The organism is Bacillus sp. EB106-06-01-XG163 (genome assembly GCF_058791615.1).
In genome coordinates this window covers 55,604-78,566 of sequence record NZ_JBYTDS010000003.1, presented here as the reverse complement: position 1 = coordinate 78,566, position 22,963 = coordinate 55,604, and the positions used below count along the sequence as shown (strand labels likewise).

19 protein-coding genes and 1 pseudogene are annotated in these 22,963 nt (G+C 46.2%); 8 read left to right on the top strand and 12 right to left on the bottom strand.

From position 1 onward, the window contains the following. Positions 1–13 precede the first annotated feature (13 nt). From AC3WTF_RS04385 to AC3WTF_RS04365, 5 genes are all read right to left on the bottom strand, one after another. Positions 14–1,609: an amidohydrolase gene (locus AC3WTF_RS04385; RefSeq protein WP_012118181.1), complete on the bottom strand. Its 1,596-nt coding sequence runs from the start codon at positions 1,607–1,609 to the stop codon at positions 14–16. A 23-nt stretch (positions 1,610–1,632) separates the two neighbouring features. Beyond that, on the bottom strand, positions 1,633–3,219 hold the full coding sequence (gene mbcS, locus AC3WTF_RS04380) for an acyl-CoA synthetase MbcS (RefSeq protein ID WP_032866515.1): 1,587 nt from the start codon (positions 3,217–3,219) through the stop codon (positions 1,633–1,635). Positions 3,220–3,367: 148 nt separating this feature from the next. After that, positions 3,368–3,589 (bottom strand): alpha/beta-type small acid-soluble spore protein, encoded by a 222-nt coding sequence (locus AC3WTF_RS04375; RefSeq protein ID WP_007408043.1) that lies wholly within the window; start codon positions 3,587–3,589, stop codon positions 3,368–3,370. Between the two features lie 80 nt (positions 3,590–3,669). Then, the gene (thiI, locus tag AC3WTF_RS04370; RefSeq protein WP_007408042.1) at positions 3,670–4,875 is read right to left on the bottom strand and encodes a tRNA uracil 4-sulfurtransferase ThiI; all 1,206 of its coding nucleotides are present in this window, start codon (positions 4,873–4,875) and stop codon (positions 3,670–3,672) included. Positions 4,876–4,878: 3 nt separating this feature from the next. Further along, on the bottom strand, positions 4,879–6,024 hold the full coding sequence (locus AC3WTF_RS04365) for a cysteine desulfurase family protein (protein ID WP_032866513.1): 1,146 nt from the start codon (positions 6,022–6,024) through the stop codon (positions 4,879–4,881). Positions 6,025–6,217: 193 nt separating this feature from the next. Here AC3WTF_RS04365 and brnQ point away from each other — a divergent pair, with 193 nt between their 5' ends. Continuing rightward, complete coding sequence (brnQ, locus tag AC3WTF_RS04360; protein WP_015240382.1) at positions 6,218–7,558, top strand: branched-chain amino acid transport system II carrier protein; 1,341 nt, start codon at positions 6,218–6,220, stop codon at positions 7,556–7,558. Between the two features lie 113 nt (positions 7,559–7,671). Here brnQ and ezrA read toward each other — a convergent pair whose 3' ends face one another. Beyond that, positions 7,672–9,363, bottom strand: a complete 1,692-nt coding sequence (gene ezrA / locus AC3WTF_RS04355) for a septation ring formation regulator EzrA (RefSeq protein ID WP_007408039.1) — start codon at positions 9,361–9,363, stop codon at positions 7,672–7,674. 195 nt (positions 9,364–9,558) lie between these two features. Between ezrA and hisJ the strand changes: the two genes are divergently transcribed. Further along, the gene (gene hisJ / locus AC3WTF_RS04350; RefSeq protein ID WP_047936030.1) at positions 9,559–10,371 is read left to right on the top strand and encodes a histidinol-phosphatase HisJ; all 813 of its coding nucleotides are present in this window, start codon (positions 9,559–9,561) and stop codon (positions 10,369–10,371) included. On the opposite strand, the gene refZ is transcribed toward hisJ, so the two are convergent. Then, complete coding sequence (refZ, locus tag AC3WTF_RS04345) at positions 10,361–10,984, bottom strand: forespore capture DNA-binding protein RefZ (protein ID WP_007408038.1); 624 nt, start codon at positions 10,982–10,984, stop codon at positions 10,361–10,363. The genes hisJ and refZ overlap by 11 nt on opposite strands. A gap of 125 nt (positions 10,985–11,109) precedes the next feature. Between refZ and AC3WTF_RS04340 the strand changes: the two genes are divergently transcribed. Continuing rightward, positions 11,110–11,592, top strand: coding sequence for a GAF domain-containing protein (locus AC3WTF_RS04340; RefSeq protein ID WP_007408037.1), 483 nt, complete (start codon positions 11,110–11,112; stop codon positions 11,590–11,592). A gap of 34 nt (positions 11,593–11,626) precedes the next feature. Here AC3WTF_RS04340 and AC3WTF_RS04335 read toward each other — a convergent pair whose 3' ends face one another. Beyond that, positions 11,627–13,375 carry a sensor domain-containing diguanylate cyclase gene (locus tag AC3WTF_RS04335; protein ID WP_047936031.1) on the bottom strand — a complete coding sequence of 583 codons (1,749 nt, stop codon included), beginning with the start codon at positions 13,373–13,375 and terminating at the stop codon, positions 11,627–11,629. 290 nt (positions 13,376–13,665) lie between these two features. Between AC3WTF_RS04335 and rpsD the strand changes: the two genes are divergently transcribed. Continuing rightward, on the top strand, positions 13,666–14,268 hold the full coding sequence (gene rpsD, locus AC3WTF_RS04330) for a 30S ribosomal protein S4 (protein WP_003152406.1): 603 nt from the start codon (positions 13,666–13,668) through the stop codon (positions 14,266–14,268). A gap of 254 nt (positions 14,269–14,522) precedes the next feature. Further along, positions 14,523–15,893 (top strand): aldehyde dehydrogenase, encoded by a 1,371-nt coding sequence (locus AC3WTF_RS04325; protein ID WP_047936032.1) that lies wholly within the window; start codon positions 14,523–14,525, stop codon positions 15,891–15,893. 137 nt (positions 15,894–16,030) lie between these two features. Here the strand turns inward: AC3WTF_RS04325 and AC3WTF_RS04320 are convergent. The 4 genes and pseudogenes from AC3WTF_RS04320 to hmpA form a co-directional block, all read right to left on the bottom strand. After that, a pseudogene (locus AC3WTF_RS04320) lies at positions 16,031–16,587 on the bottom strand (SMI1/KNR4 family protein). A gap of 402 nt (positions 16,588–16,989) precedes the next feature. Beyond that, entirely contained in the window at positions 16,990–17,331 is a 342-nt protein-coding gene (locus AC3WTF_RS04315; RefSeq protein WP_232424275.1) for a hypothetical protein, read from the bottom strand. 853 nt (positions 17,332–18,184) lie between these two features. Beyond that, on the bottom strand, positions 18,185–19,363 hold the full coding sequence (locus AC3WTF_RS04310; RefSeq protein ID WP_492314200.1) for a collagen-like protein: 1,179 nt from the start codon (positions 19,361–19,363) through the stop codon (positions 18,185–18,187). A gap of 1,177 nt (positions 19,364–20,540) precedes the next feature. Further along, positions 20,541–21,731, bottom strand: a complete 1,191-nt coding sequence (gene hmpA, locus AC3WTF_RS04305; protein ID WP_032871684.1) for an NO-inducible flavohemoprotein — start codon at positions 21,729–21,731, stop codon at positions 20,541–20,543. 159 nt (positions 21,732–21,890) lie between these two features. On the opposite strand from hmpA, the gene AC3WTF_RS04300 reads away from it, so the two are divergent. From AC3WTF_RS04300 to yraA, 3 genes are all read left to right on the top strand, one after another. Further along, the gene (locus tag AC3WTF_RS04300) at positions 21,891–21,962 is read left to right on the top strand and encodes an SWIM zinc finger family protein (RefSeq protein ID WP_141137932.1); all 72 of its coding nucleotides are present in this window, start codon (positions 21,891–21,893) and stop codon (positions 21,960–21,962) included. Between the two features lie 5 nt (positions 21,963–21,967). After that, positions 21,968–22,195, top strand: a complete 228-nt coding sequence (locus tag AC3WTF_RS04295) for a hypothetical protein (protein ID WP_007408759.1) — start codon at positions 21,968–21,970, stop codon at positions 22,193–22,195. 169 nt (positions 22,196–22,364) lie between these two features. Further along, on the top strand, positions 22,365–22,874 hold the full coding sequence (gene yraA, locus AC3WTF_RS04290) for a cysteine protease YraA (RefSeq protein ID WP_007408760.1): 510 nt from the start codon (positions 22,365–22,367) through the stop codon (positions 22,872–22,874). Positions 22,875–22,963: the final 89 nt, after the last annotated feature.

Sequence of the window (22,963 nt, the reverse complement as noted above, 5' to 3'; positions counted from 1 at the left end):
AAGAGGACGGGCATCACTGCCTGTCCTCTTTTTCATATACGATACGGCCGCCGACGACGGTTTTGACAGCTTCCAATTCATGAAGCTTTTTCGGGTCCGTCCTGAACGGATCACCGCTGAGTACGGTAAAGTCGGCATCATAGCCGGGGGCGATCCGTCCGCGGCTATGTTCTTTATGGATGATGGCCGCGCTTCCCTCCGTGTAAAGCTGAATGGCTTCGTACACGGTCAGACACTCTTTTTCATAATAGGCCGGACCTTCCGGGTGCTGCTTGCTCGTACGGAGCACAGCCGATTGAATGCCCAGAAGCGGATCGGCCGGCTCAATCGGGGCATCTGAACCTCCGGCGCACAGCAGCCCTTTTGACAGCAGTGTTTTCCAGGCGAAAGCCGTTTTCATCCGCTCTTCTCCGAGCCTGTCAATCACCCACGGAAAATCACTGGCCACAAAATGCGGCTGAAGATCAAGTCCGATCGGCAGCCGGGCGGCTCTTTCAATCAATCCGTCATCTAATACTTGCGCATGAATGAGCCTGTCTAGCTGTCCGGGCTTTGCCGGGTATCTTTCGATAACATCCAGCACCTTTTCAAATGCAAGGTCGCCAATCGCGTGCACGGCGATCTCCATCCCTTTCTCTCTCGCTTTATAAACAAGAGCGGCAAGGGTTTCGTCATCATGCACCTGAACGCCGGAAACAGACGGATCATCATGGTAAGGCTTTTTCAATAGAGCGGTTCTGCCTCCGAGCGCACCGTCAGCAAAAATTTTCATCGCTCCGTATTCCAAATAAGGTCCGGTCGATTTATCCAGAGCGCTCCAGCTGTCGACGGCTTCGTGATGTACGAGCAGATGGGCGCGAAAAGGATAAAGGCCGCTGCCGGTTAATGACTCGTACGCGGCAACGGGAACGGACGCGTCTCCGTAGTATGCCAGATCTTCTGAATGCCCGCCGGTCAGGCCTTTTGACCAGCAGTCCGTAATCGCCGTTTGAAGCGCGCGTTTGACATAGTGAAGTGAGACGGGCGGCAGGGCCTGTGTCACAAGCTCTTGGGCTTTATCCAGCAGGAGGCCTGTCGGACCGGTGCCGTCCCGGACGATAATCCCGCCGTTTGGATCAGGTGTTTCGTTTGTAATTCCCGCCGCGCGCAATGCGGCCGAATTAACCGCCGCGGCGTGCCGGCATACCCGCTTCAGCAGGACGGGGCGGTCGGGAAAGAGCGGGTCAAGGTCATGCTTCGTGACGTAATCCGGCTGTTCAAACAGATTTTCATCCCAGCCTTCGCCGATCAGCCATTCGCCATCTTCCAATTCACGCTCTGCTTCTTTTGCGGCCCGCAGTATCGCTTCTTTTGACGTCAGCTGCGACAAATCGAGGCGAAGCTGTTTTTCCCCGTGTCCGATTAAATGCATATGACTGTCCGTAAACCCCGGGAACATGACAGCCCCATGTAAATCGATTTCCTCCGTATCAGGCGAACCGTATGTTCCTTGGAGCTCCCGGAAGCTGCCCGTCTGCCTGACGACGCCTTCTTCGGTATAAATGGCTTCAGTGACATGATTCTTGTCCAGCATTGTATAGATGGTGCCGCCGTGCCAAATCGCTTTCATCCCCGCTCACCCTTTATCCTGTATTATGCTTTTTTATCAGCCTTCAGCCGTTCTTCACGCTGTCTCAGCTCCACACGTCTGATTTTTGCGGACGCCGTTTTCGGCAGGCTTTCGACAAACTCAATTTCTCTCGGATATTTGTAAGGCGCCGTAATCGTTTTTACGTGGTTTTGCAGTTCTTTGACAAGTTCATCACTGCGCTTTTCATCGTCTTGTAAAACGACATAGGCTTTTACGATTGAACCTCTGATTTCATCCGGGCTCGCCACGACGGCACATTCTTTCACTTCCGGATGCTTCACGAGCGCGTCCTCTACTTCAAAAGGCCCGATTGTATATCCGGAGCTGACGATGATGTCATCATTGCGGCTCTCAAACCAAAAGTAGCCGTCCTCGTCTTTTTTCGCGCGGTCTCCTGTAAGAAAGTAATCTCCGCGAATCTGCTTTTTCGTTCTTTCGGGATCTTTATAATATTCCTTGAATAAGGCCGGTGTGCTCAAATGCACGGCGATATCGCCCGTTTCGCCTGTTTCGCATATTTCGCCTTTATCGTTTATAATCTCCACTTGATTTCCAGGGGTCGGTTTGCCCATGCTTCCCGGCTTAATATCCATATCCTTCAGGACGCCGACTAACAGGGTGCTCTCCGTTTGGCCGTATCCGTCTCTCACTTTAATGCCGAAATGCTTCCGGAATACGTCAATGACTTCCCGGTTTAATGGCTCACCCGCAGAAACTGCGCTGTGAAGGGCAGAAAGATCATATTTGTCCAACTCCTCCACTTTTGCCATCAGGCGGTATTCCGTCGGGGTACAGCAGAAGACATTTACTTGATGGCGCTCCAGCAGCTCTAAATACGTCTTGGCGTTGAATCTGCCGTGATAAATGACTCCTGTCGCGCCGCTTCCCAGAATTGCGAGCAGCGGGCTCCACACCCATTTCTGCCAGCCGGGCGCCGCGGTGGCCCACACTGTATCGTCTTCAGAAATATCCAGCCATGCACCGGCTGATGTTTTTAAATGGGCAAAGGCCCAGCCGTGTGTATGTACAACGCCTTTAGGCTGGCCGGTCGTGCCTGAAGTATAGGACAAAAACGCCATGTCTTCTCTTGTTGTATCAGCTGTTTGAAAACTGTCTCCGTCCGCTTCAATCGTTAGGAGGTTTTTCCAGCCGGCATCATTTTCACCGATTGACAATGTCACCAGCTGTTCGGTATTCACCTCGTCAAACGCGTTTATAAATGAAGGATAAACGATAGCGCCTTTCACTTCGGCGTGTTTGATCCGGTATTCAAGGTCTTTGGCGCGCAGCATTTCCGAGCAAGGAATGACGACCATCCCCGCTTTTAAGATCGCTAAATAAACGGCATACGCTTCAAGCACTCTCGGAACCATGACAATCAGCTTATCGCCTTTTTCAAATCCGAGACCTTTCAGGCGGGCTCCGATTTTATTCGTTTCTTCCATCAATTTTTCATACGTCCAGACTTTCTTGCCGCCTGTTTGATCTTCCCAAATAAGCGCGTTCTTCTCTTTGGAACGGCTGAACTTTTCGATTTCATTTACAAGGTTATAGTTCTTTGGGGCGATTAAATCTTCTCGTTTTAACACGAACAACTCCTCACTTTCTTTCCCCATTATACATAAACATAGGCCATTACAATAAAAATATGCATAAATTGCTTCCCGCCTTCTATCTATACTCATGAAAAAAGAGCGGGGAATTCCCCGCTCTCTTAGCCATTATGTGAAGTTGTGATTAAAACTGCTGCTGGCTGCTTCCGCCCATGCTTTGCTGAGCAAAAGAGACAAGACGTTTTGTGATTTCTCCACCGACAGAACCGTTGGCGCGAGAAGTTGTTTCCGGTCCAAGGTTTACACCGAATTCAGAAGCGATTTCATACTTCATTTGGTCGATAGCTTGAGCAGCGCCTGGCACTAAAAGCTGGTTGCTGTTTCCGCTGTTTGATTGTTGTGACATGTGTATCACCTCCTTGTGAGTATAGAATGTGATAAAACACATGTCTTCATTCAAAAAAACTTTGGTAATTGTATACAGTTTTAAAACAGGCCGGCAAACTTATCGTGAGCTTCCTGCTCCGAGTAAACAGTGATGGTTTCGATGCCGGCAGCGGCCTCTGCAATCAGCGGTTCAAAATCAACGAAGCTTTCGAAGTGCTCGATTTTTTCTTTTTTCGGGCGTGTTTTCGGACTTGGCGGCGTAAAGATGGTGCAGCAGTCCTCAAACGGCTGAATGCTTGTTTCATAAGTGCCGATTTCTTTTGATTTCTCGATGATTTCTGTTTTGTCCATTCCGATTAAAGGGCGCAAAATCGGCGTTGCCGTCACCGCATTGATCGCATACATGCTTTCAAGCGTCTGGCTCGCTACCTGCCCGAGGCTTTCTCCCGTAATGATCGCGAGCGCTTTCCGTTCTTCTCTGATTCTGTCCGCGATTTGCAGCATAAGACGCCGCGTCGCCGTCATCGTATAGTTCTCCGGGATTTGTTTTTGGATGAGTTCCTGCGTCTTTGTAAACGGCACGATATGAAGTGTCATACTGCCGCCGAACTTCGCGAGGCATCCCGCGAGATCCATGACTTTCTGCTTTGCCCGTTCACTCGTATACGGCGGACTGAAGAAATGTACGGCTTCAACTGATAATCCCCGTTTCATCGCGTAAAAACCGGCGACCGGACTGTCAAAACCGCCGGAAAGCATCAGCATCGCTTTACCCGCGGAACCGACAGGAAGGCCTCCGGCGCCTTTTTCGTTGCGAATCGTCAGGAATGTCGCTTCCTCCCTGATTTCAATCCGAAGCGGAATATCGGGATGTTTCACATCGACGGTTAATCCATCCGTGTTTTTCAAAATATGGCCGCCGATTTCAGCGTTCATCGCATTCGTATCTAATTCAAACTGTTTGTAAGCCCGTTTGGTCTCGACCTTAAACGTATTCCCCGGTTTATATTCGCCTTCTATCGCGGCTAAAGCCGTTTTTTTAATGTCTTCCAGCTTGCTTTCGCATTTAATTGCGAGACTAAAGCTTTGAATGCCGAATATATTCTTTAATAAGGAACAAATTTCCTCCGGGTTTTCTCCATTAAGAGTAATCGACATCCGGTCCCGGTTTGAAAAGTATTTTACTTTTTTATAATCCTTTAATACCAGGCGGATATTCTGTTTTAATCTTTCAATAAAACTGCGTCTGTTTTTTCCTTTTGTGGATATTTCACCAAAACGGATTAAAATATGATCGTAATTCATATGCTACCTCATCATTTTTTTTAGTTTTTGAACAGCCGGCACCAGCGCGGCCATAAACGGCTCCGTGATGTCAGCCGTATGGCTGAAGTTCAGGCTGACTCTTATGCTGCTTGATGCAATCTGTTCGCCTTTATTCATTTGCAGAAGAACACGGCTCGGTTTGTGCTCTCTTGCCGAACATGCCGCGGTTGTGGAGACATATATTCCTTTTTCCTCAAGCATGTGCAGCAGCACTTCCGCCTTCACGCCCGGAACGGAAAAATTAATGATATGCGGCGCGCTGCTTTCAGCGGGGGTGTTGATGACGACCCCGTCCGTCCCGCTCAGCCTTTCCATGAGCGCATTCTTGGCAGCCTCCACGGAAGAAAGCCGCTCGTTCATGTCACGCGCGGAAAGATTGATCGCTTTCGCAAGGGAAACGGCGCCTGCCGTGTGTTCCGTTCCGGCGCGGACGCCTTTTTGCTGCGAGCCGCCTGTTATAAGCGGAATGAGCCGCGTTCCTTTTTTGACGATAAGCGCTCCGGTCCCTTTTAAGCCGTGAAACTTATGCCCTGAAACGGTGCAAAGGTCAATGTCCGCTTCTTCTATAGACAGGGGAACTTTATGAATGCCCTGCACATGATCAACATGAAACAGAATATTCCGGTGCTGCTTTAAAAACCCGCCGATTTCCTTTACGGGCTGAATGGAGCCGACTTCGTTATTGACATGCATGACGCTGACGATTATCGTATCCGGCCTGATAGCCGATTTGACGTCTTTCAAAGAAACGAAGCCGTTTTGATCGGCCGGAAGATATGTGACTTCAAAGCCGAACAGCTCTGTCAGCTGATCAAGCGTCTCCGTCACAGAAGGATGCTCAATCGCCGAAGCAATGATATGTCTTCCTTTACTCATGTTTGCCCAGGCTGCTCCCTTTAACGCAGCGTTATTCGCTTCAGTCGCGCCCGATGTAAATACAATATCATAATTTTTTAAACGCAAGGTTTTTTTTATTTGCTGAGCGGCCGCTTCAAGGAGCTGTTCCGTCTCAGTTCCTAACCGGTGCAGAGACGAAGGATTGCCGAAATAACGGCTGCTCGTCTGTTTGTACACATCCAATACCTCTTCATACGGCTCGGTCGTTGAGCTGTTGTCTAAATATATCATTTTTTTTACTCCTTTAATGAAAACGGTACATCGTATGATATTTATGCTACCATAACAAAAGTAAATATAAATTCGCAATAAATCGAGTATTGACTTCTCTGTACATTGCCATATAATAAGTAATGTTCGTTTTGTTATATTATCTGACAATTAATTGACAGAATATTTCAACATAGTATTTAGGAGGATTTTTATGAAACACTCACTACCTGTCAAAGATACCGTTATTATCGGTTTCATGCTTTTCGCACTTTTTTTCGGGGCAGGAAATATGATATATCCGCCGGAGCTCGGGCAAGCGGCGGGGCATAATGTCTGGAAAGCGATGGGCGGTTTCTTACTGACCGGCGTTGGTCTGCCGCTTTTGGGTATTATCGCCATCGCATTAACGGGCAAAGACGCGAAAGGGCTTGCCGATAAAGCTCATCCGGTATTCGGGACTATTTTCACCGTTGTGCTTTATTTATCAATCGGGCCGCTTTTCGCGATTCCGAGAACCGGAACCGTTTCATATGAAATCGGTGCAGTTCCGTTTTTAAGCGGCATTCCGGAAAGATTATCTTTATTTGTTTTCACGTTGATCTTTTTTTCTATTACGTATTATTTAGCTCTTAACCCGTCCAAAATCGTGGACAGAGTCGGAAAGATTTTGACTCCTATTAAATTCGGTATTATTTTAATCATCGTCGTAAAAGCCATTGTCACTCCGATGGGCGGGCTGGGCGCTGTACATCAGGCATATTCCGGAACGCCGGTGTTCAAAGGATTTTTGGAAGGCTATAAAACAATGGATGCGCTCGCCTCAATCGTCTTCGGCGTCGTTGTCGTCAACGCTGTTAAAAGCAGGGGCGTCACCCAGCGTAAAGCGCTCGCCGCCGCTTGTATTAAAGCGGGTCTGATTGCAGCGGCAGGTTTGACATTCATTTATTTATCTTTGGCCTATTTGGGAGCGACAAGCACGGACGCTGTGGGGCCGCTCGGCGAAGGCGCAAAGATTTTATCAGCTTCATCTGATTACCTGTTCGGTTCACTGGGAAACATCGTTCTCGGCGCCGCCATCACCGTTGCGTGTTTAACGACAAGCATCGGGCTTGTCACATCTTGCGGCGAATATTTTTCAAAATTGATTCCAGCTTTATCATACAAAATGGTGGTTACGATTGTCACGCTGTTCAGTCTGGCGATTTCAAATTTCGGACTTGCTGAGATTATTGCATTTTCAGTTCCTATTTTATCAGCCATTTACCCGCTGGCGATTGTCATTATCGTCCTTTCCTTTATTGATAAAATCTTTAAGGAAAGACGCGAAGTCTATATCGCCTGCCTGATCGGAACGGGGCTGTTCAGTATCCTGGACGGTTTGAAGGCAGCCGGCATTCCGCTCGGATCATTAGATTCATTCTTAAACGCAAATCTTCCGCTTTACAGCATGGGAATCGGCTGGGTGCTTCCGGGCATTGCCGGAGCGATCATCGGCTGCATTATTACGTTTTTTACCAGCCCGCCCATCGAATTAAATAAAGCAAAATCGTAACATTCAGCGCCTGCGGTTTGATGTATATCAGCCGCAGGCGCTTTTTATATTCCGTGAGAAACTAAAAAACTGCACCTCTGATTTCCATCAGGGTGCAGTTTTTGCTTATGCGTCTATGAAGCAGATTGATCAGCTTTAATTTTTTTCACGGCGCCGGGAGCTGCTTTTTCAACAGCATCTGCCGCCATCTCATAAGCTTCATTATAGCGGTAAGCATAAAACAGCCGTTCCGCTTCTTTCAGCTGTTCGGATAAAATATGATTCTGGCTTCGGAAGCGGTTGCCGTACTGGATGATCCGCTCAATCAGCTTCACCTGAATCACAAGATCTTCCGCCTCTTCACTGACTTCCTCAACCACCTTTTCGGCTTCAGCCAGATGTTTGGCGGCTTCCTCCATGTTCAGCGGCAGCTCTTCCAATTGGCTGACGGTTTCTTCTATATGATGATTTGCCGTCTCGAGCTTGTCCTTGACTTGTTCAGGAATTCCCGGCACGTTGCTTTTTTGCAGCATTCGGGCCGTGTCAGAAATGGTTTTCCGAAGATGCATCAGCGTTTCCCGCGCCTGCAGTTCTTCTTTTCTGAGCGCCTGCAGATTTTCACGGTATTCGGCATGTTCTTTCTGAGCCTCTTCCATCTGCTTTTCGATGGCCTCGACTTCTTCAATCAGCAGCGAGTAAGCGACATGCTCGCCGTCAAGCTTTTCTCTCGCCTGCTCAAGGAGCCGGCCGATCGTTTCCAGCTGTTTTTCGAAGGCATGCTGTCTGCCGATTTCTCCCGCCGTCAGCTGATAGCTTTCCTTGACGAGCTCCGTTTCGGTTTTTGTGCGGTCTTTTTCTTCCTCAAGCTTCTCATACGCGATGATCAGCTCAGGCATTTTGCTTAATACGGACTGTCCTGCTTCCACTTCGCCTTCCAGCTGTTCATACATCGATTGAATGGTTTCATCAATCAGCTGAAGGATGGCGGACGCTTCGTCGACATCCAATTCTTCTAAAAGCGCGTTTTCGGCCCGTTTCAATTGATTTGTGAGGGTCTCCAGCTCTTTTTCGATTTGAATATGCTCCAATTTGTAGCCTTTTTCCGTCATTTCCCGGTAGCCGTCTTTCAGCTTGGCAATTTGGTTCGGCACGGTCTGTTTACAGTCCGCAAGCAGTTTCGGAACGTCATCTATGTATGTCTGAAGCTGATCCAGTCTGCGGTCCTGTTCAAGCAGCACTTTTCTCGCTTTGATGTAATTGCCGCTTTCCGTCTCTTCTTCGAACTCTTTTATGCCGCTCCAGATTTCGTCGAGATCCGTCTCCAGGCTGTTATAAAGCTCTCCGTAGAGATGGCTGTACGCCAGAAGGTTTTTCCGCGCTTTTGAATACCGCTCACGCACCTGTTCAATCTCTCCGCGGCTTTTTTCCTCGCTCGTCACAAGGTCGCTGATCTCACGCAGTATGCCTTCTATATTTGATTCGGCTGCAGTGAGGAGGTCGTCGATGTGGACAAGCACCTGATTCGCTTTTTTAAACCGGTATTTGTCGGCGTTCTCTTCGGCATCATAAAGGAGCTCTTCTACTTTCGGCAGATGGGCTGTGACAATTTCATCCCACTCCTCGCGCCATCTTTCAAAGAACTCTTCCGTCTCTCCGGTCATTTTCAGATGTTTGATCTTGGACATTTCTTCCACTATCGAACGGTTTAAAATTTCAATCTTCCATGACTCCAGCCGGTCAATTTCCGTATAAATTTTTTTCCTGAAAAAGTAGCCCGCCGCAAAGAGCGCGAGCAGTATAACCAATAATCCGATGACTAACTCCATAATGAGCCCCCTTGTTGTTCTCTTAATCTGTCAGGGTGTTTTATGTATTCAGAAAGATTTCAATATATGTATTGAGAAAATCTGTCGTTTTCATTGTTATTATGATACCATGTAACCAACATTTTTTGACCAGAAATCAAAAACTTTTTGCATAATTTCGGCAGGATTCTGCAATTTTTTAATGGAGTGACACAAATGGAAAAACGAGACGCTCATATCCACACCCCTTTTTGCCCTCACGGCTCGAAGGATGCGCTGAAACAATATGTCGAAAAGGCCCTGGAAAGAGGCTTTGACTCGATCACATTTACAGAGCACGCCCCCCTTCCTCCGTCATTTCAAGATCCCGTACCGCTTCAGGACAGCGCGATGGATCTCAGACAGATGGAGGTTTATTTGGAGCGGCTGTCACAGCTGAAAAAGGAATACGATGGACAAATCAGCATTCTGACTGGGCTAGAAACCGATTTTATCACAGGGTATGAAGAGGAAACCGCGGCGTTTCTGAACACGTACGGCCCCTCACTGGATGACGGCATTTTATCCGTTCATTTTTTGAAAACCGGTCCGTCTTATATATGCCTCGATTTTGACGAGCACGCCTTTCAGCAGCTTGCCGACCGCTTCGGAAGCGTTGAAGCCGTATATGAACAATACTATGAAACCGTGTATTCTTCCATTGTAACACCGCTCGGCCCCTTTAAGCCAAAACGGGTCGGCCATATCACGCTCGTCAAAAAATTCGCGCGCCTTTTCCCTTACAGCATGTCACCTCAAATAAGAGAGCTTGCGGCCCGCTGTCTTGACGCCGTGAAAGAACACGGAATGGAGCTGGATGTGAATACATCCGGGCTCAGAAAGAAGTTTGCCGGGGAAGTATACATGGAGGATTGGATGGCTAAGACGGCGAAGCAAAAAAAAATCCCGCTCATATTCGGGTCGGACGCCCATCAAGCGGAAGATGTCGGCAGTTCCTACGAAACGTACAAAAACATCATTACTTCATAAGCGCCGCATCAGGCCGTCGGAACACGCTTTCGATCCAGATCTTCACCTCTTCAAAATACCTTTTATAAAAGTACGGTTCATGAGGCTGCATATAGAGCACCTCTGTAATATATTGAGGCTGAAGATACGGCATCATCAAGAGGGATTTCAATTGCAGAATAAAATGCGGGACGGGCAGTGTCAGCCGTCTGTGACGTGACTGCCCTTCTTCAATCACCAGCTGGAAAATATATTTTTCTTTCATTAAGTAAGTAGACATAATTTCCCTGATCAGCACGGAATCAATCGTCACTTCCCGGTATACAAACCGCGTTAATTGACGGTTATCGTGCTGATAGGATAAAATATCGAAAATCACCCGCAGGATGCGTTCCTGCGCGTCTTCACCGTTCATACTGACGGCGGCTTTTTCCAGCGCTTCAGTATAGCCTTCGTAAAACTCGGAAACTAAATGTTCCATTAATCCGCCTTTCCCTTTAAAATAGTAGGAGATGTGCGCAACATTTACATCAGCTGACTTTGCGATTTCACGGACGGACGTGCCGGAATAACCTTTTTGGTTAAACAGCTGGACAGCGGCGTTAATAATTTTGTCTTTGGTGCTTACTTTCATACGGCTCACCCCTTTATGTGTAACAATTCAAGCAGAAAGGCGCCGTTCCTGTAAGAACTTCTCGACAAATGCCGGCAGAACGGCCGGAACTTTGTTTGATATTATAGAAAAAGTGAGGGTTTTCCATGTTTCATGTCGAAAAACAATCCGGAGATAAAGAAAAAAGTTATCAGCTTCTGCTTAAACAGCTCGAAGCCATGACAGAAGATGAAACGGATGCGATCGCAAATTACGCGAATGCGTCAGCGCTTTTATACCATTCATTACATGAAGTCAACTGGGCGGGGTTTTACTTCGCTAAAGAGGGCGAGCTCGTGCTCGGACCGTTTCAAGGACTTCCTGCCTGTGTGCGCATTCCGTTCGGCAGAGGCGTATGCGGCACTGCCTACTCTAATGGCGACGTGCAGCGGATTGCCGATGTGAATGCGTTCCCGGGACATATCGCCTGTGACGCGGCTTCCCAGTCAGAAATCGTCCTCCCGATCCGCGTAAACGGTGAAGTGATCGGTGTGCTGGACATTGACAGCCCTGTGAAAAACCGTTTTGATGAAACGGACGAAACCTATTTAGCAAAGTTTGTTGAAACGCTTGAAAAACGATTAGGATAAAAAAAGGAGCCCGGCCGGCAGGCCGGCTCCTTTTTTATGTCGTCGTGCTGTTTTGATGGATGATCAGCCGGTTTTTGCCGTTCCGTTTGGCGATATAAAGCGCCTCATCCGCTTGCTGAACGAGCAATTTCAACGGCATCGGGCCGGTCTTTGACCAGCAGGAAACGCCGCAGGAAATCGTCACGCGCGGCTCGGTATTTTCCCGGATGGCGCGAACCAGCCTTTTAGCGATGCGTTCTCCGGATGACACGTTGATATTCGGCAGATAGACAGCCAGCTCCTCGCCCCCCCACCTCGCAGCGACATCATGCTCACGAATATGGTTCTTCATAACGGTGGCCACCTGAATCAGGATCGAATCTCCCGTTTGATGACCGTATGTATCATTAATATTTTTGAAATTATCGATATCAACGAGGATGAATACACCTCGTTTATGAATTTTCATGCTGTATTGAATTTTCTCATCCAGATAGGTTCTTGAATACAGCTCCGTCAGCTGGTCTGTCTGAACAAGATGCTCAAGCCTGTCGCGCAGCATGGAGTTCGTGACCGCCAATGTCGCATGGTGAATGAGCGCTTGAAAAAGCTTATACATTTCAAACGTAAAAGCATACAAATCCTTTTTCAATAAAATCGCGAACCCGAAGACGGTGTCATTTTCGATCATCGGCACCGCCATCAGCGAGCCGAAACCGTTTTCGCCGAATACAGTCTTTCCGCTGCCGATAAACACGCCCTTTTCTCCCTCGAACAGCTTTTCTTTCACAATGCTGATATAGGGGTTCGCACGTTCTGTCTTAAAAAAAGCGGTATGTCCCGGAAGCAGATTTTGCGTCTCAAAATGATCAATATGAAAAAAAGCCACTTCTTCCGCATGAAACGATTGGGTCATAATGGCGGCGAGCTCCCGCATCGTATCAGTGAGTCTGAGGCGCTGATTCAGCTGGCGCGATGTTTCATTAATGAGCTCCAGATTCGCAATGCTTTTTTTCGATTGCTCATAGAGCTGCGCATTTTCAAATGCTTTTCCCGCTGCGCCCGCAAGCAGCAGCATTTCACTGAGAGTACTGCACGAAAGAACGGCATCCTGCAGCCCCTCCGTCTTCAGAACCCCGTAAGTCCCCTGCTGGCCTTTGATCGGCAGATAAGCAGATGACCTGCCTTTTCTGAGCAGTCTCCCCGATAAATAAACCTTCAGGGCAGACGGATCGGCATCTTTTCCGTCCATATGTAATTCTTTTGCGGGAAGCTGTCTGTCCGTATCCTGATCCTGCGTGATAAACAGTGAAAAACGGAAAGACCGGAAAGCCGTACTCAAACTTGCCTGCAGTTTTTCCAAAACCTCATTTTGGTCCAAAAGCGAATGGAACATTTCTGTCATTCTGTGAATTTTCCGCTGATGCTTCGTTTTGTCAAACAGCCCGCTTTGTCTCACAGATTGATTAATAAACTGAGTAACGAGCTCAGGCAATGATTCCGGGATCGGCAGCCCGCCTTCCGAGCACAGATAAAAGGATCTGCCGGACGTCTGATTCCTGATCATAAAACGGCCGTCACTCTCTTTCAGCGGAGCATAATGCGGTTCATCTTCTGTTTTTATGGTGAAACGTGTTGATTCTGCCGGTGAAAGGGTCAATGAAAGAGATGTAAAGCAGGATTCTAGAGCTGAGGCCAGCCATAACAGCGAGTCGGATAATGAGACGGATTCAGATTTCGTTAAGAAAAAAGAAAGCATTTTCTGATGAAAGGCCGTCACTTCATCAATTGTTTGTTTTTTCATTTTTATCACCTAAACATGTACTACTCATTTTTGTACATTATATCATAAACCGGCACTCTTCATGGAGAAATGGTTGACGGCGGCGGAGAAAAATCATATAATGTTCTTTGTGTGAAATATTGCAGCCTTTTTGTTCAGCTTCTGTGTTTGCATTTTGTTCCTTAGCTGTAAGGTGTATCGTGTAACTCTCTGCTGCTGGAGCGAGGATACATGAAAACAAAATGTGCACGGTCGGATCGAACAGACGGTTTTTATTTTCCACAAAATAAAACCAAAGGAGGAGTCACATTATGGCTCGCTATACAGGTCCATCTTGGAAACTGTCTCGCCGTTTAGGAATCTCTCTTAGCGGTACAGGTAAAGAATTAGAAAAACGCCCTTACGCACCAGGCCCCCACGGTCCGGGACAGCGTAAAAAACTATCAGAATACGGTTTGCAATTGCAAGAAAAGCAAAAACTTCGTCACATGTACGGTGTAAACGAACGTCAATTCCGCACATTGTTTGACAAAGCTGCAAAAATGACTGGTAAACACGGCGAAAACTTCATGATTCTTTTAGATGCACGTCTTGATAACGTTGTGTACAAGCTCGGTCTTGCACGCACTCGCCGTCAAGCTCGCCAATTAGTTAACCACGGTCACATCCTTGTTGACGGAAGCCGCGTTGACATTCCGTCTTACCAAGTAAAACCTGGTCAAACAATCGGTGTTCGCGAAAAATCAAGAAACCTTTCTATCATCAAAGAATCTGTAGAAGTAAACAACTTCGTTCCTGAGTACCTTACTTTCGACGCTGAAAAGCTTGAAGGTACATTCACTCGTCTTCCAGAGCGCTCTGAGCTTGCTCCGGAAATTAACGAAGCGCTTATCGTTGAGTTCTACTCCCGTTAAGTAAAACGCTCTTTAAAGAGCATTGGATTAAACCCCGGACATGTTGTGATGACAATGTTTCCGGGGTTTTTCTTTTGGGCTGTCAGAATAATGGACAGATGCTCCCTCTCTTTATTAAAAAAAGCCCCGGACAGGGGCTTTTTTATGTGCCAACTGGCTTTTCAGCTACATGTACATTAGAAAAACCCATTTGACAAGCAGAAGCGATTTTTTACATAATGAATCATCATACCTTACAAAAAAGGAGCGACTGAATGAACAGCATTCCCTCTATCGTCAGCAAGCACAAAGCCTATTTTGCGGCGGGGCATACGAGACAGCTAGAATCGAGACTGAACATGCTGCAAAAGCTGAAACAAGCCATCAAAACACAAGAAGCCGATATAACAGCCGCTCTCTATCAGGATCTCCACAAATCCGAACAGGAGTCGTACACGACAGAAATCGGAATTGTACTGGAGGAAATCAGTTTTGTGATGAAGCGGCTGGGAAAATGGATCAAACCGAAACGAGTCAAAACGCCTCTGACTCACCTAGGCTCGAAAAGCATCATTATCCCTGAGCCATATGGAACCGTTTTGGTGATTGCGCCTTGGAACTATCCCTTGCAGCTGGCGCTTTCTCCGTTGATTGGAGCCATTGCAGCGGGAAACACGGTCGTTCTCAAACCGTCAGAATATACGCCGGCGGTTTCCGCTGTTCTTTCCAAACTCATCAGCAGCGTTTTTCCGAGTGACTATGTCGCTATGGCAGAAGGCGGGCCCGACGTCAGCACTGAGTTATTACAGCAGCCCTTTGACTATATTTTCTTCACTGGAAGCGTTGCCGTGGGAAAAATCGTCATGGAGGCCGCCGCCAAACAATTAATTCCCGTTACCTTGGAGCTCGGCGGCAAAAGTCCCTGCATTGTCCATAAGGATGCTGATATACAGCTTGCCGCCAAACGCATTATCTTCGGGAAATTTACAAATGCAGGGCAAACCTGCATCGCACCGGATTATTTATTTGTCCACCAAGATATCAAAATGAAGCTCACAGAAGAAATGAAGCGTGCGATCAGCGAATTTTACGGTCCTCAGCCTGAACAAAATCCGCAGTACGGCAAAATCGTCAGTGAACGCCACTATCAGCGGCTGCTCAGCTTTCTGAATGATGGCGTCCCGCTTACAGGCGGACAATTTAATCCTGATCACCACAAAATAGCGCCGACGATTCTAGATCAAGTGAAGGATGACTCTCCAGTGATGCAGGAGGAGATTTTCGGGCCGATTCTTCCGCTGTTTACATACGGCGATATCGATGAAGTCATCGAGAAAGTCCAATCGCGCCCAAAGCCGCTCGCCCTGTATCTCTTCACCACAAACAAAGAAACTGAGCGCGCTGTTTTAGAGAATCTGTCGTTTGGCGGGGGCTGTATCAATGATACGTTAATGCATGTTGCGACGCCGTATTTGCCATTCGGCGGCGTCGGGGAAAGCGGCATTGGGAGCTATCACGGATTTGACAGCTTTAACACGTTTACGCACAAAAAAAGCGTCGTCAAACAAACGAACCGCTTCGACTTCGCTTTCCGTTATCCTTCTTCCAAAAACGGGCTGCGAATGATTCGGAAAATACTTAAATAAAAAAGCGCAGAGTATCTGCGCTTTTTATAAATCCTCTATACACCAATTAATCGGTTCGTCTCCTAAATTAAACCTATTTTTAAAAGTTCAAATCGAAGTCTAATAGTAAAAATGAACCAACCCAACTGTAGGAAAGGTTAATCCTCATCACCCTGGTGAGTCCTATAATAATTTTCAGCAGTATAGATATTCCACTCCCAAAAATCTGCTCCTTGAGACATGATATACCTATCTAAAAATATCTCAAAATTAAGTTTCATGGGTTCATATTCAATAAATCCGCGGAACCATAAATAGTTTGGATCTGTGGCATTTTGGTTTTGTGAATTAACAAATAACATCCGTCTAACAGATGAGCGACAGGAATAAACTGAGGCTCTAAAAAACCATTTTGCATATACTTTTCAATCTCTTCTAAATTAAGAATATGCAAACCCCCACCCACATTCTCACCGTAAATCAACAAATCAAATATTCTGGCTCCGTTATGCAATTTTAAAAAGGTTTTATAATCTTCAGGAAGTGAGACTTTTATTTTCTTCTCAAAACTCTCAATCTCCAGATCTGTTGCACCTTTAGAGAAAGTACATTCTGTCTCTAAAAGAGTTCCTTCATTCCCTAAAATTTTTAAGCGGCCTTTTTCATCAATTAATTCTTTTAGACCTTGGAGCGTTTTTTCAACAAAAACTGCCATTGAGCCACCTCTTACTTATTAATATTTATCCCACCAAGGATTTAATAGATTTTGGTGCATATCACGAGGGAGAGGATACAAATTATTAAAGTTATTTTTTCCCCCATACTTTAGCGGAAGCACATGGTGAATATCGAATCAACTCCAATTCCACTTTGGATCAACTTTGTCTTTTTAGGATAATACGACTTTGAATATGATTTACCTACTTTAATGTCTTTTCCTAAAAATTCTCTGTTATGGAGAAAAACCCTTCCGTATTTTCCGCTATAAGTGTTACTTTCATATAAATCGTTTCTTGCTTCGATAACTATCGGCTTTTCGCCAACTATGCTTGCTATTTTAATTGTGGTTGTGTGGATTTTTTGTTGGGGTCATATATTGTTGTGTAGGACATCGTAACTAAGCTAGCTGCTTTAGTGTGCGCTTTTCTTCTTTTTTCTCAACGTCTGGCACATTAACAATGTTGTTTTCTTCTTTGGCTAAGGGGTTCTTATAGGTTATTTCATTGTGGCTATCCTGTTTGGCAAGTTGTCGTGCCTCCTTAATGATGGAAGCCTGGCCATCATTATTGCTCTTAGCCACTCCATTCTTATCTACTGTTAAAGTTTCTTTTTCTTCAAAGGTTACTGGTTTTGCTAATCCAAACGAGTCCTCTTGTGTTGCTTTCGTTTGCGGCGAAAATCCAATAGCAATCAATAGAGTTGCGACAAGTAAACAGATTGAGTTTTTTAACAACCTCATACAAATCCTCCTTCATTTGTTTTCTGGTCTATCATGCTATATTTTTACTTTTATTTAAACAATTTGAAAATTAACCCTGCTCCCTTTAATAGGAGTTCCTTTTTGAGAAGTCCTAAAGTAACTGTTTAGTAGAGATTCGCGCTTTGCTTTTGTTTTAACCCTAAATGCCGTCAGGAGTCATGGATTGCATATGCCGTTTGTGAGCCATATACGCCGTTAATAAGTTCTTTACCTTTTTATCTAGGCAATGATGGAGATCTGCTGACAAGCCTAAATCCGAACTGAATTCCTGTAGTTGCGCTGCCATGTCTTTTTTATGGATAATAACAGGGTTGAGATTTGGCACCCTTTCAGCCGCACACCTCCCATTCTTTCCTAATTCCTCTAAGGCTTGACTAATTATTTTATGTAATCCCTCCAATCATATTCTTTCTAAACTGCCCCCGTACTCAGTCGTTAACCGCCAATCGTTTATCCCGAGATTTACCGGACGCAGTTTACAGAGAACATAAAACTTTTTTCATTACTCGAGAGACGAATACTGCCATAACTTTCTGGGAATATTTGATTTGTAAGAGAATACTGCTGCTGTACCACCCATAAGAGAAAAGCCTCCTACTGTGTTGACTCGCTTAACAGTTGGAGGCTTTTGTCCTTAAATTTAAAGCACCCTCCCCTGCGGGAAAGCGCCTGCCTGTTTATTACCTATTACCATAATACCTTATATAAAAAAATTAGATGAGTTTGCTTATATTTTAAATTTCTTCATCCTTCTAAAGCTGTATATTAAGCTCTATAAGCTTTTTTAAGTCATTCGCATTTCTTGTTTAATATGGAGATTTAAACCACTTATCTAATTTAATTTTTTGAGAACAATAGAAGCGTTTACGTTTGTTTGCGTTCCCCCTGCTAAAGTTTGAAGAGTAACTGCTGCTGCAGAAGTATGATTTACAAGAGTAAGAATGTCACCTGCTGCTAGAGTAATTATGGCCTGACCATTGTTCTGTTGAGTACCAGCTCCTGAACCGTAAACTGTGTTCGTCACCGGCCCTCCATTTACAAATAAAGTGAATTGGTTAGGCTCTACACCCGAGACTGAAAAAGTGACCTCGTAATCTCCTGGAGTGGTTACTATAATTTGAGCTGTTCCAGGGGCATGTGTAATGCCAGCAGTAGTGATTCCAGTTGAGTCAAAAATTACCGGAGCCTCTATAGCTACCGTTTCTGCACTTAGATTGTACACATAAGCATATTCTGATAGCCCAGATCCTGTGGCTCCGGTGGCTCCGGTTGGACCGATATCTCCTGTGGCTCCGGTCACTCCAGTGACTCCCGCCGCTCCAGTTACCCCGGTCGCTCCAGTGGCTCCGGCTGCTCCCGTGGCTCCGGTGGCTCCGGCTGCTCCCGTGGCTCCGGTGGCTCCGGTTGGACCGATATCTCCGGTCACTCCTGTGGCTCCCGCCGCTCCAGTTACCCCGGTCGCTCCAGTGGCTCCGGTGGCTCCGGCTGGTCCGGTTGGACCGATATCTCCTGTGGCTCCGGTCACTCCTGTGGCTCCCGCCGCTCCAGTTACCCCGGTCGCTCCCGTGGCTCCGGCTGGTCCTGTGGCTCCCGCCGCTCCAGTTACCCCGGTCGCTCCCGTGGCTCCGGCTGCTCCCGTGGCTCCGGCTGGTCCGGTTGGACCGATAGCTCCGGTCGCTCCTGTGACTCCGGTTGGACCGATAGCTCCGGTGGCTCCGGTCGCTCCTGTGACTCCGGTTGGACCGATATCTCCTGTGGCCCCGGTCACTCCTGTGGCTCCGGCTGGTCCGGTTGGACCGATAGCTCCTGTGGCCCCGGTCACTCCAGTGACTCCCGCCGCTCCAGTTACCCCGGTCGCTCCGGTGGCTCCCGCCGCTCCAGTTACCCCGGTCGCTCCTGTGGCTCCAGCTGGACCGATAGCTCCTGTGGCCCCGGTCGCTCCGGCTGGTCCGGCTGGTCCGGCTGGTCCGGCTGGTCCGGCTGGTCCTGTAACCCCTGGAATCCCTCGCAACCCTCGTAATCCTCGTTGTCCTACAATAACTTTTGTATAACAGATGGGACAGCAGTTACAGCAGTTTGGTTTCGGTAGTTTTTGTTTACATTTAGGGCATCTTCTATGCTGATCATAACCCATCAGCTGCTCATCTCCCTTAATGATTAATATATCATTATAATATGTTTAATTTATAAATAAGTGAGCACTAGTTTGATCCTCATTAAGTTTGTCAGCTGATCTTATATTATTTATCAATTTCTGTTTATAAATAACTCTTCACATTATTGTAATCCCTATTTGAAATCAATGGGGAAGCAGAAATATTTTGCCTTCCAGTCTACACTGCGGATTTTATCTGTTTCAACAATAAAAATTACATATTTGGCAAAAGATCTTCTCTTTGATGCGTCTGACCGTTTCGCGGGAAACGCCAGAATGCAGAGCGATTTCACGATATTTCACCCCGTCTACTACAAAGACAGTCCTGTGTTTCTCGTCAACTATTTCTTCAGTAGCTCAATCAAGAAAATCAACAATAGATTCACATTTCCAGAGCCATTTTTCTCGGCGGTCCACTTGGCGTAATTCTGCCTGACGTTCGCCCTCTGATCCCCTCGGCATCCCCGCTTCATCTCAAATCGATTCTCAGATAAAAGAGCATCCCCAAACCTTTTGTTTAATATCAGTAAGCATAGATACAACCCCTCCCTGTACCGATTCCTCAAAAAAGTTACTCACTCTATTATTCCCCTCCCTATACTGCTATCACAAAACCCGAATATAAAAATCCCATTGTATCCTGAAACTTTCATTTCTATCAGTTCTTATTTTTAATTTTAAAATACCGATTCCTCTTTTTGCTTTTGCCGCTCGTAAACTAGCAAATAAGCGTTCATCCTGTCTTTAAACTTCTTTTACAAGTAAAAGGTCGGCGTCTCTTCCGGATTATGCAGCCGTACCGTTTTTTTCTCACACACCAAAAATCCGAGCAGCAGGATAAGTGAGCAATAAACTCGCGGGCCATGTGTTTTTAACATGCGGCACTTATTTCATTCGATAATTAAGCGAGTTGAGACAAAAAGTGGTTTTCCTCTACAGAGTGATTCCTCAGCAACCCTTCCTTGCAAGAGAATAAAAAAAGCACCCAATCCGGGTGCTTCATACATTAAAATCATCGTCCTTCCTTCTTCAATCACACCATACTCAGCTGCGGTTCAAATAATTCATAGTGAATGGATTCCGGCGGTGTATTGAATTCAGAAATCAGCTTTTTCATTTCTTTAATGAACGACGGTGACCCGCACAGGTAAAAATCAGCATCTTTATCTGTCATCACTTCTTCTAACAGCTGTTTGTCAATCCGGCCTTCCCGAAAACGAATGTTTTCTGAACGGTCTTGTTCGGACGGCTCACTGTAAATAAAGAGGGTGTCAACGGATGAGTGTTCCGCGGCTTCTTCAGCTTCATGCCGCAACGCATGATACTCTCCGCTCCTTGCCGCATGGATAAAGAGAACGTTTCGCTGCGGCTGGGTTTCGGCAACCGTCTTTAACATGCTGATCATCGGGGTAATTCCGACACCGGCACTGATGAGAACCAGATTCTTTTTGGAATCAGGGTCTAATACGAAATCGCCGGCCGGAGCGCTGATCTCAATTGAATCCTTTTCGTGTAATTGGTCATGCAGATATGAAGAAACAATTCCGTCTTTTTTCACGGAAATCCTGTAATAATCCTTACCGGATACATCCGACAAACTGTACTGGCGGATATGCGTATAACCCGTGTCCGGAATGTATACTTTTACACTGATATACTGTCCCGCTTTGAACTCGGGGAGAACTTGTCCGTCTTCCGGTTTTAAATAAAACGACGTTATCTCCTTGCTTTCTTTTACCTTTTTATCAATTTTAAACGCCTTATAGTCTTTCCAGCCGCCTTTTTGCGTTTCCGCTTGTTCATACATGTCCTTCTCAATTCCGATAAAAGCGTCTGCAATGACGCCGTATGCTTTTTCCCATGCCTGAATGACCTCAGGAGCAGCCCCGTCTTTTAGCACATCCTTTATCGCGATTAACAAGTACTTTCCAACGATTGGGTAATGCTCGGGTTTAACACCGATACTCCGGTGTTTATGGCTGATTTGTTTGACGACGGGAACGATGTTTTCCAGCCGGTCAATATTGGCTGCGGCTGCAATCACAGCATTCGACAAGGCCGTACGCTGTGTTTTTTTCTTTTGATTCGTCTGATTAAAGATATTCAGCAGCTCAGGGTGATGCTGAAACAGCAGGTCATAAAATCGGCCTGTGATTTCTTCACCATGCTCTTCTAAGACCGGCACTGTGCTTTTAATGATTTCAATCGTTTTTTCATCGAGCATTCTGAAATCCCCCTAAAGATGTATGCATCTCGATTGACCTGAGAAAAGAATCGTTTTTGAATTCTTTTTTATAGATTTCCCCGCTCAAAAAGGGTTAGCCGTTCCAATTTGAGGCGGATTCAGGAAAAATCAGAAAAACGAAATTGCAGCTGAAAAATTGTGGACTTGCCATGGTGTACTTGTCCGATGCAAAATCCTCCTTGTCAGCATTTAATAAAGTACGGGAGGTGAGATGAATGGGTAAAAAATCGAAAGTGTATTACTGTGACCCTAAGTATATTGTGACTGACAAGTATACTGACAAAGAAGTGGTTTACGTCCATCCCATCAAACACATTAACAGAGAGCATATCCGTTATGTTCCCCGCCACGTTTATAAGGAAGAAACAATTCACGAAGTCATTGATCCGGGCGATCCGGGGAAATGCGGGTGTAAAAAGCAGAAAAAAAGACGCAAAAAGTAATTGGTTCGATTTCTTGCCTTATCTCAGGTTAAACACGTAAGTTTAAGCAGACCTCCGTACCTTTTGGCTCCTCTTTTTCAGAGGAGTCTTTTTTCATAAGCAAATACGTTGTGAGGCGGGAATCTGCCTGATATTCTTGTCATATACAAATTCACAGGAGGCATGATGTATGAGCAAAAAAATCGCAGTTCTGATGACAGATCAATTTGAGGATATTGAATATACAAGCCCGGCGGAAGCATTTAAAGAAGCGGGCCACAGTGTGGTGACAATAGATTTGGAAGCTGGGAAAGAAGTGACGGGCAAGCACGGTGAGAAAGTAAAGATCGATCAAGCGATCTCAGACGCAGACGCCAAGGAATTCGATGCGTTATTGATTCCCGGAGGCTTTTCACCGGATCTTCTGCGCGGAGATGACCGCCCGGGTGAATTCACTAAAGCATTCGTGGAAAATCAGAAACCCGTTTTCGCGATCTGCCACGGCCCGCAGCTGCTGATTGATACCGACCTTCTTAAAGGAAAAGATATCACGGGATTCCGCAGCATCCGCAAAGACTTAATCAATGCCGGCGCACATTATAAAGATGAAGAAGTCGTCGTGAGCCATAACATCGTAACAAGCAGAACGCCTGACGATTTGGAAGCCTTTAATCGCGAATCATTGAACCTGCTGAAATAAGCGAATAAAAATGAACAGACCCGTTCAGTCTGTTCATTTTTTTATGGATTTATAAAGAAATCCCAATAGTTAGACCTATTCTCTCCCCA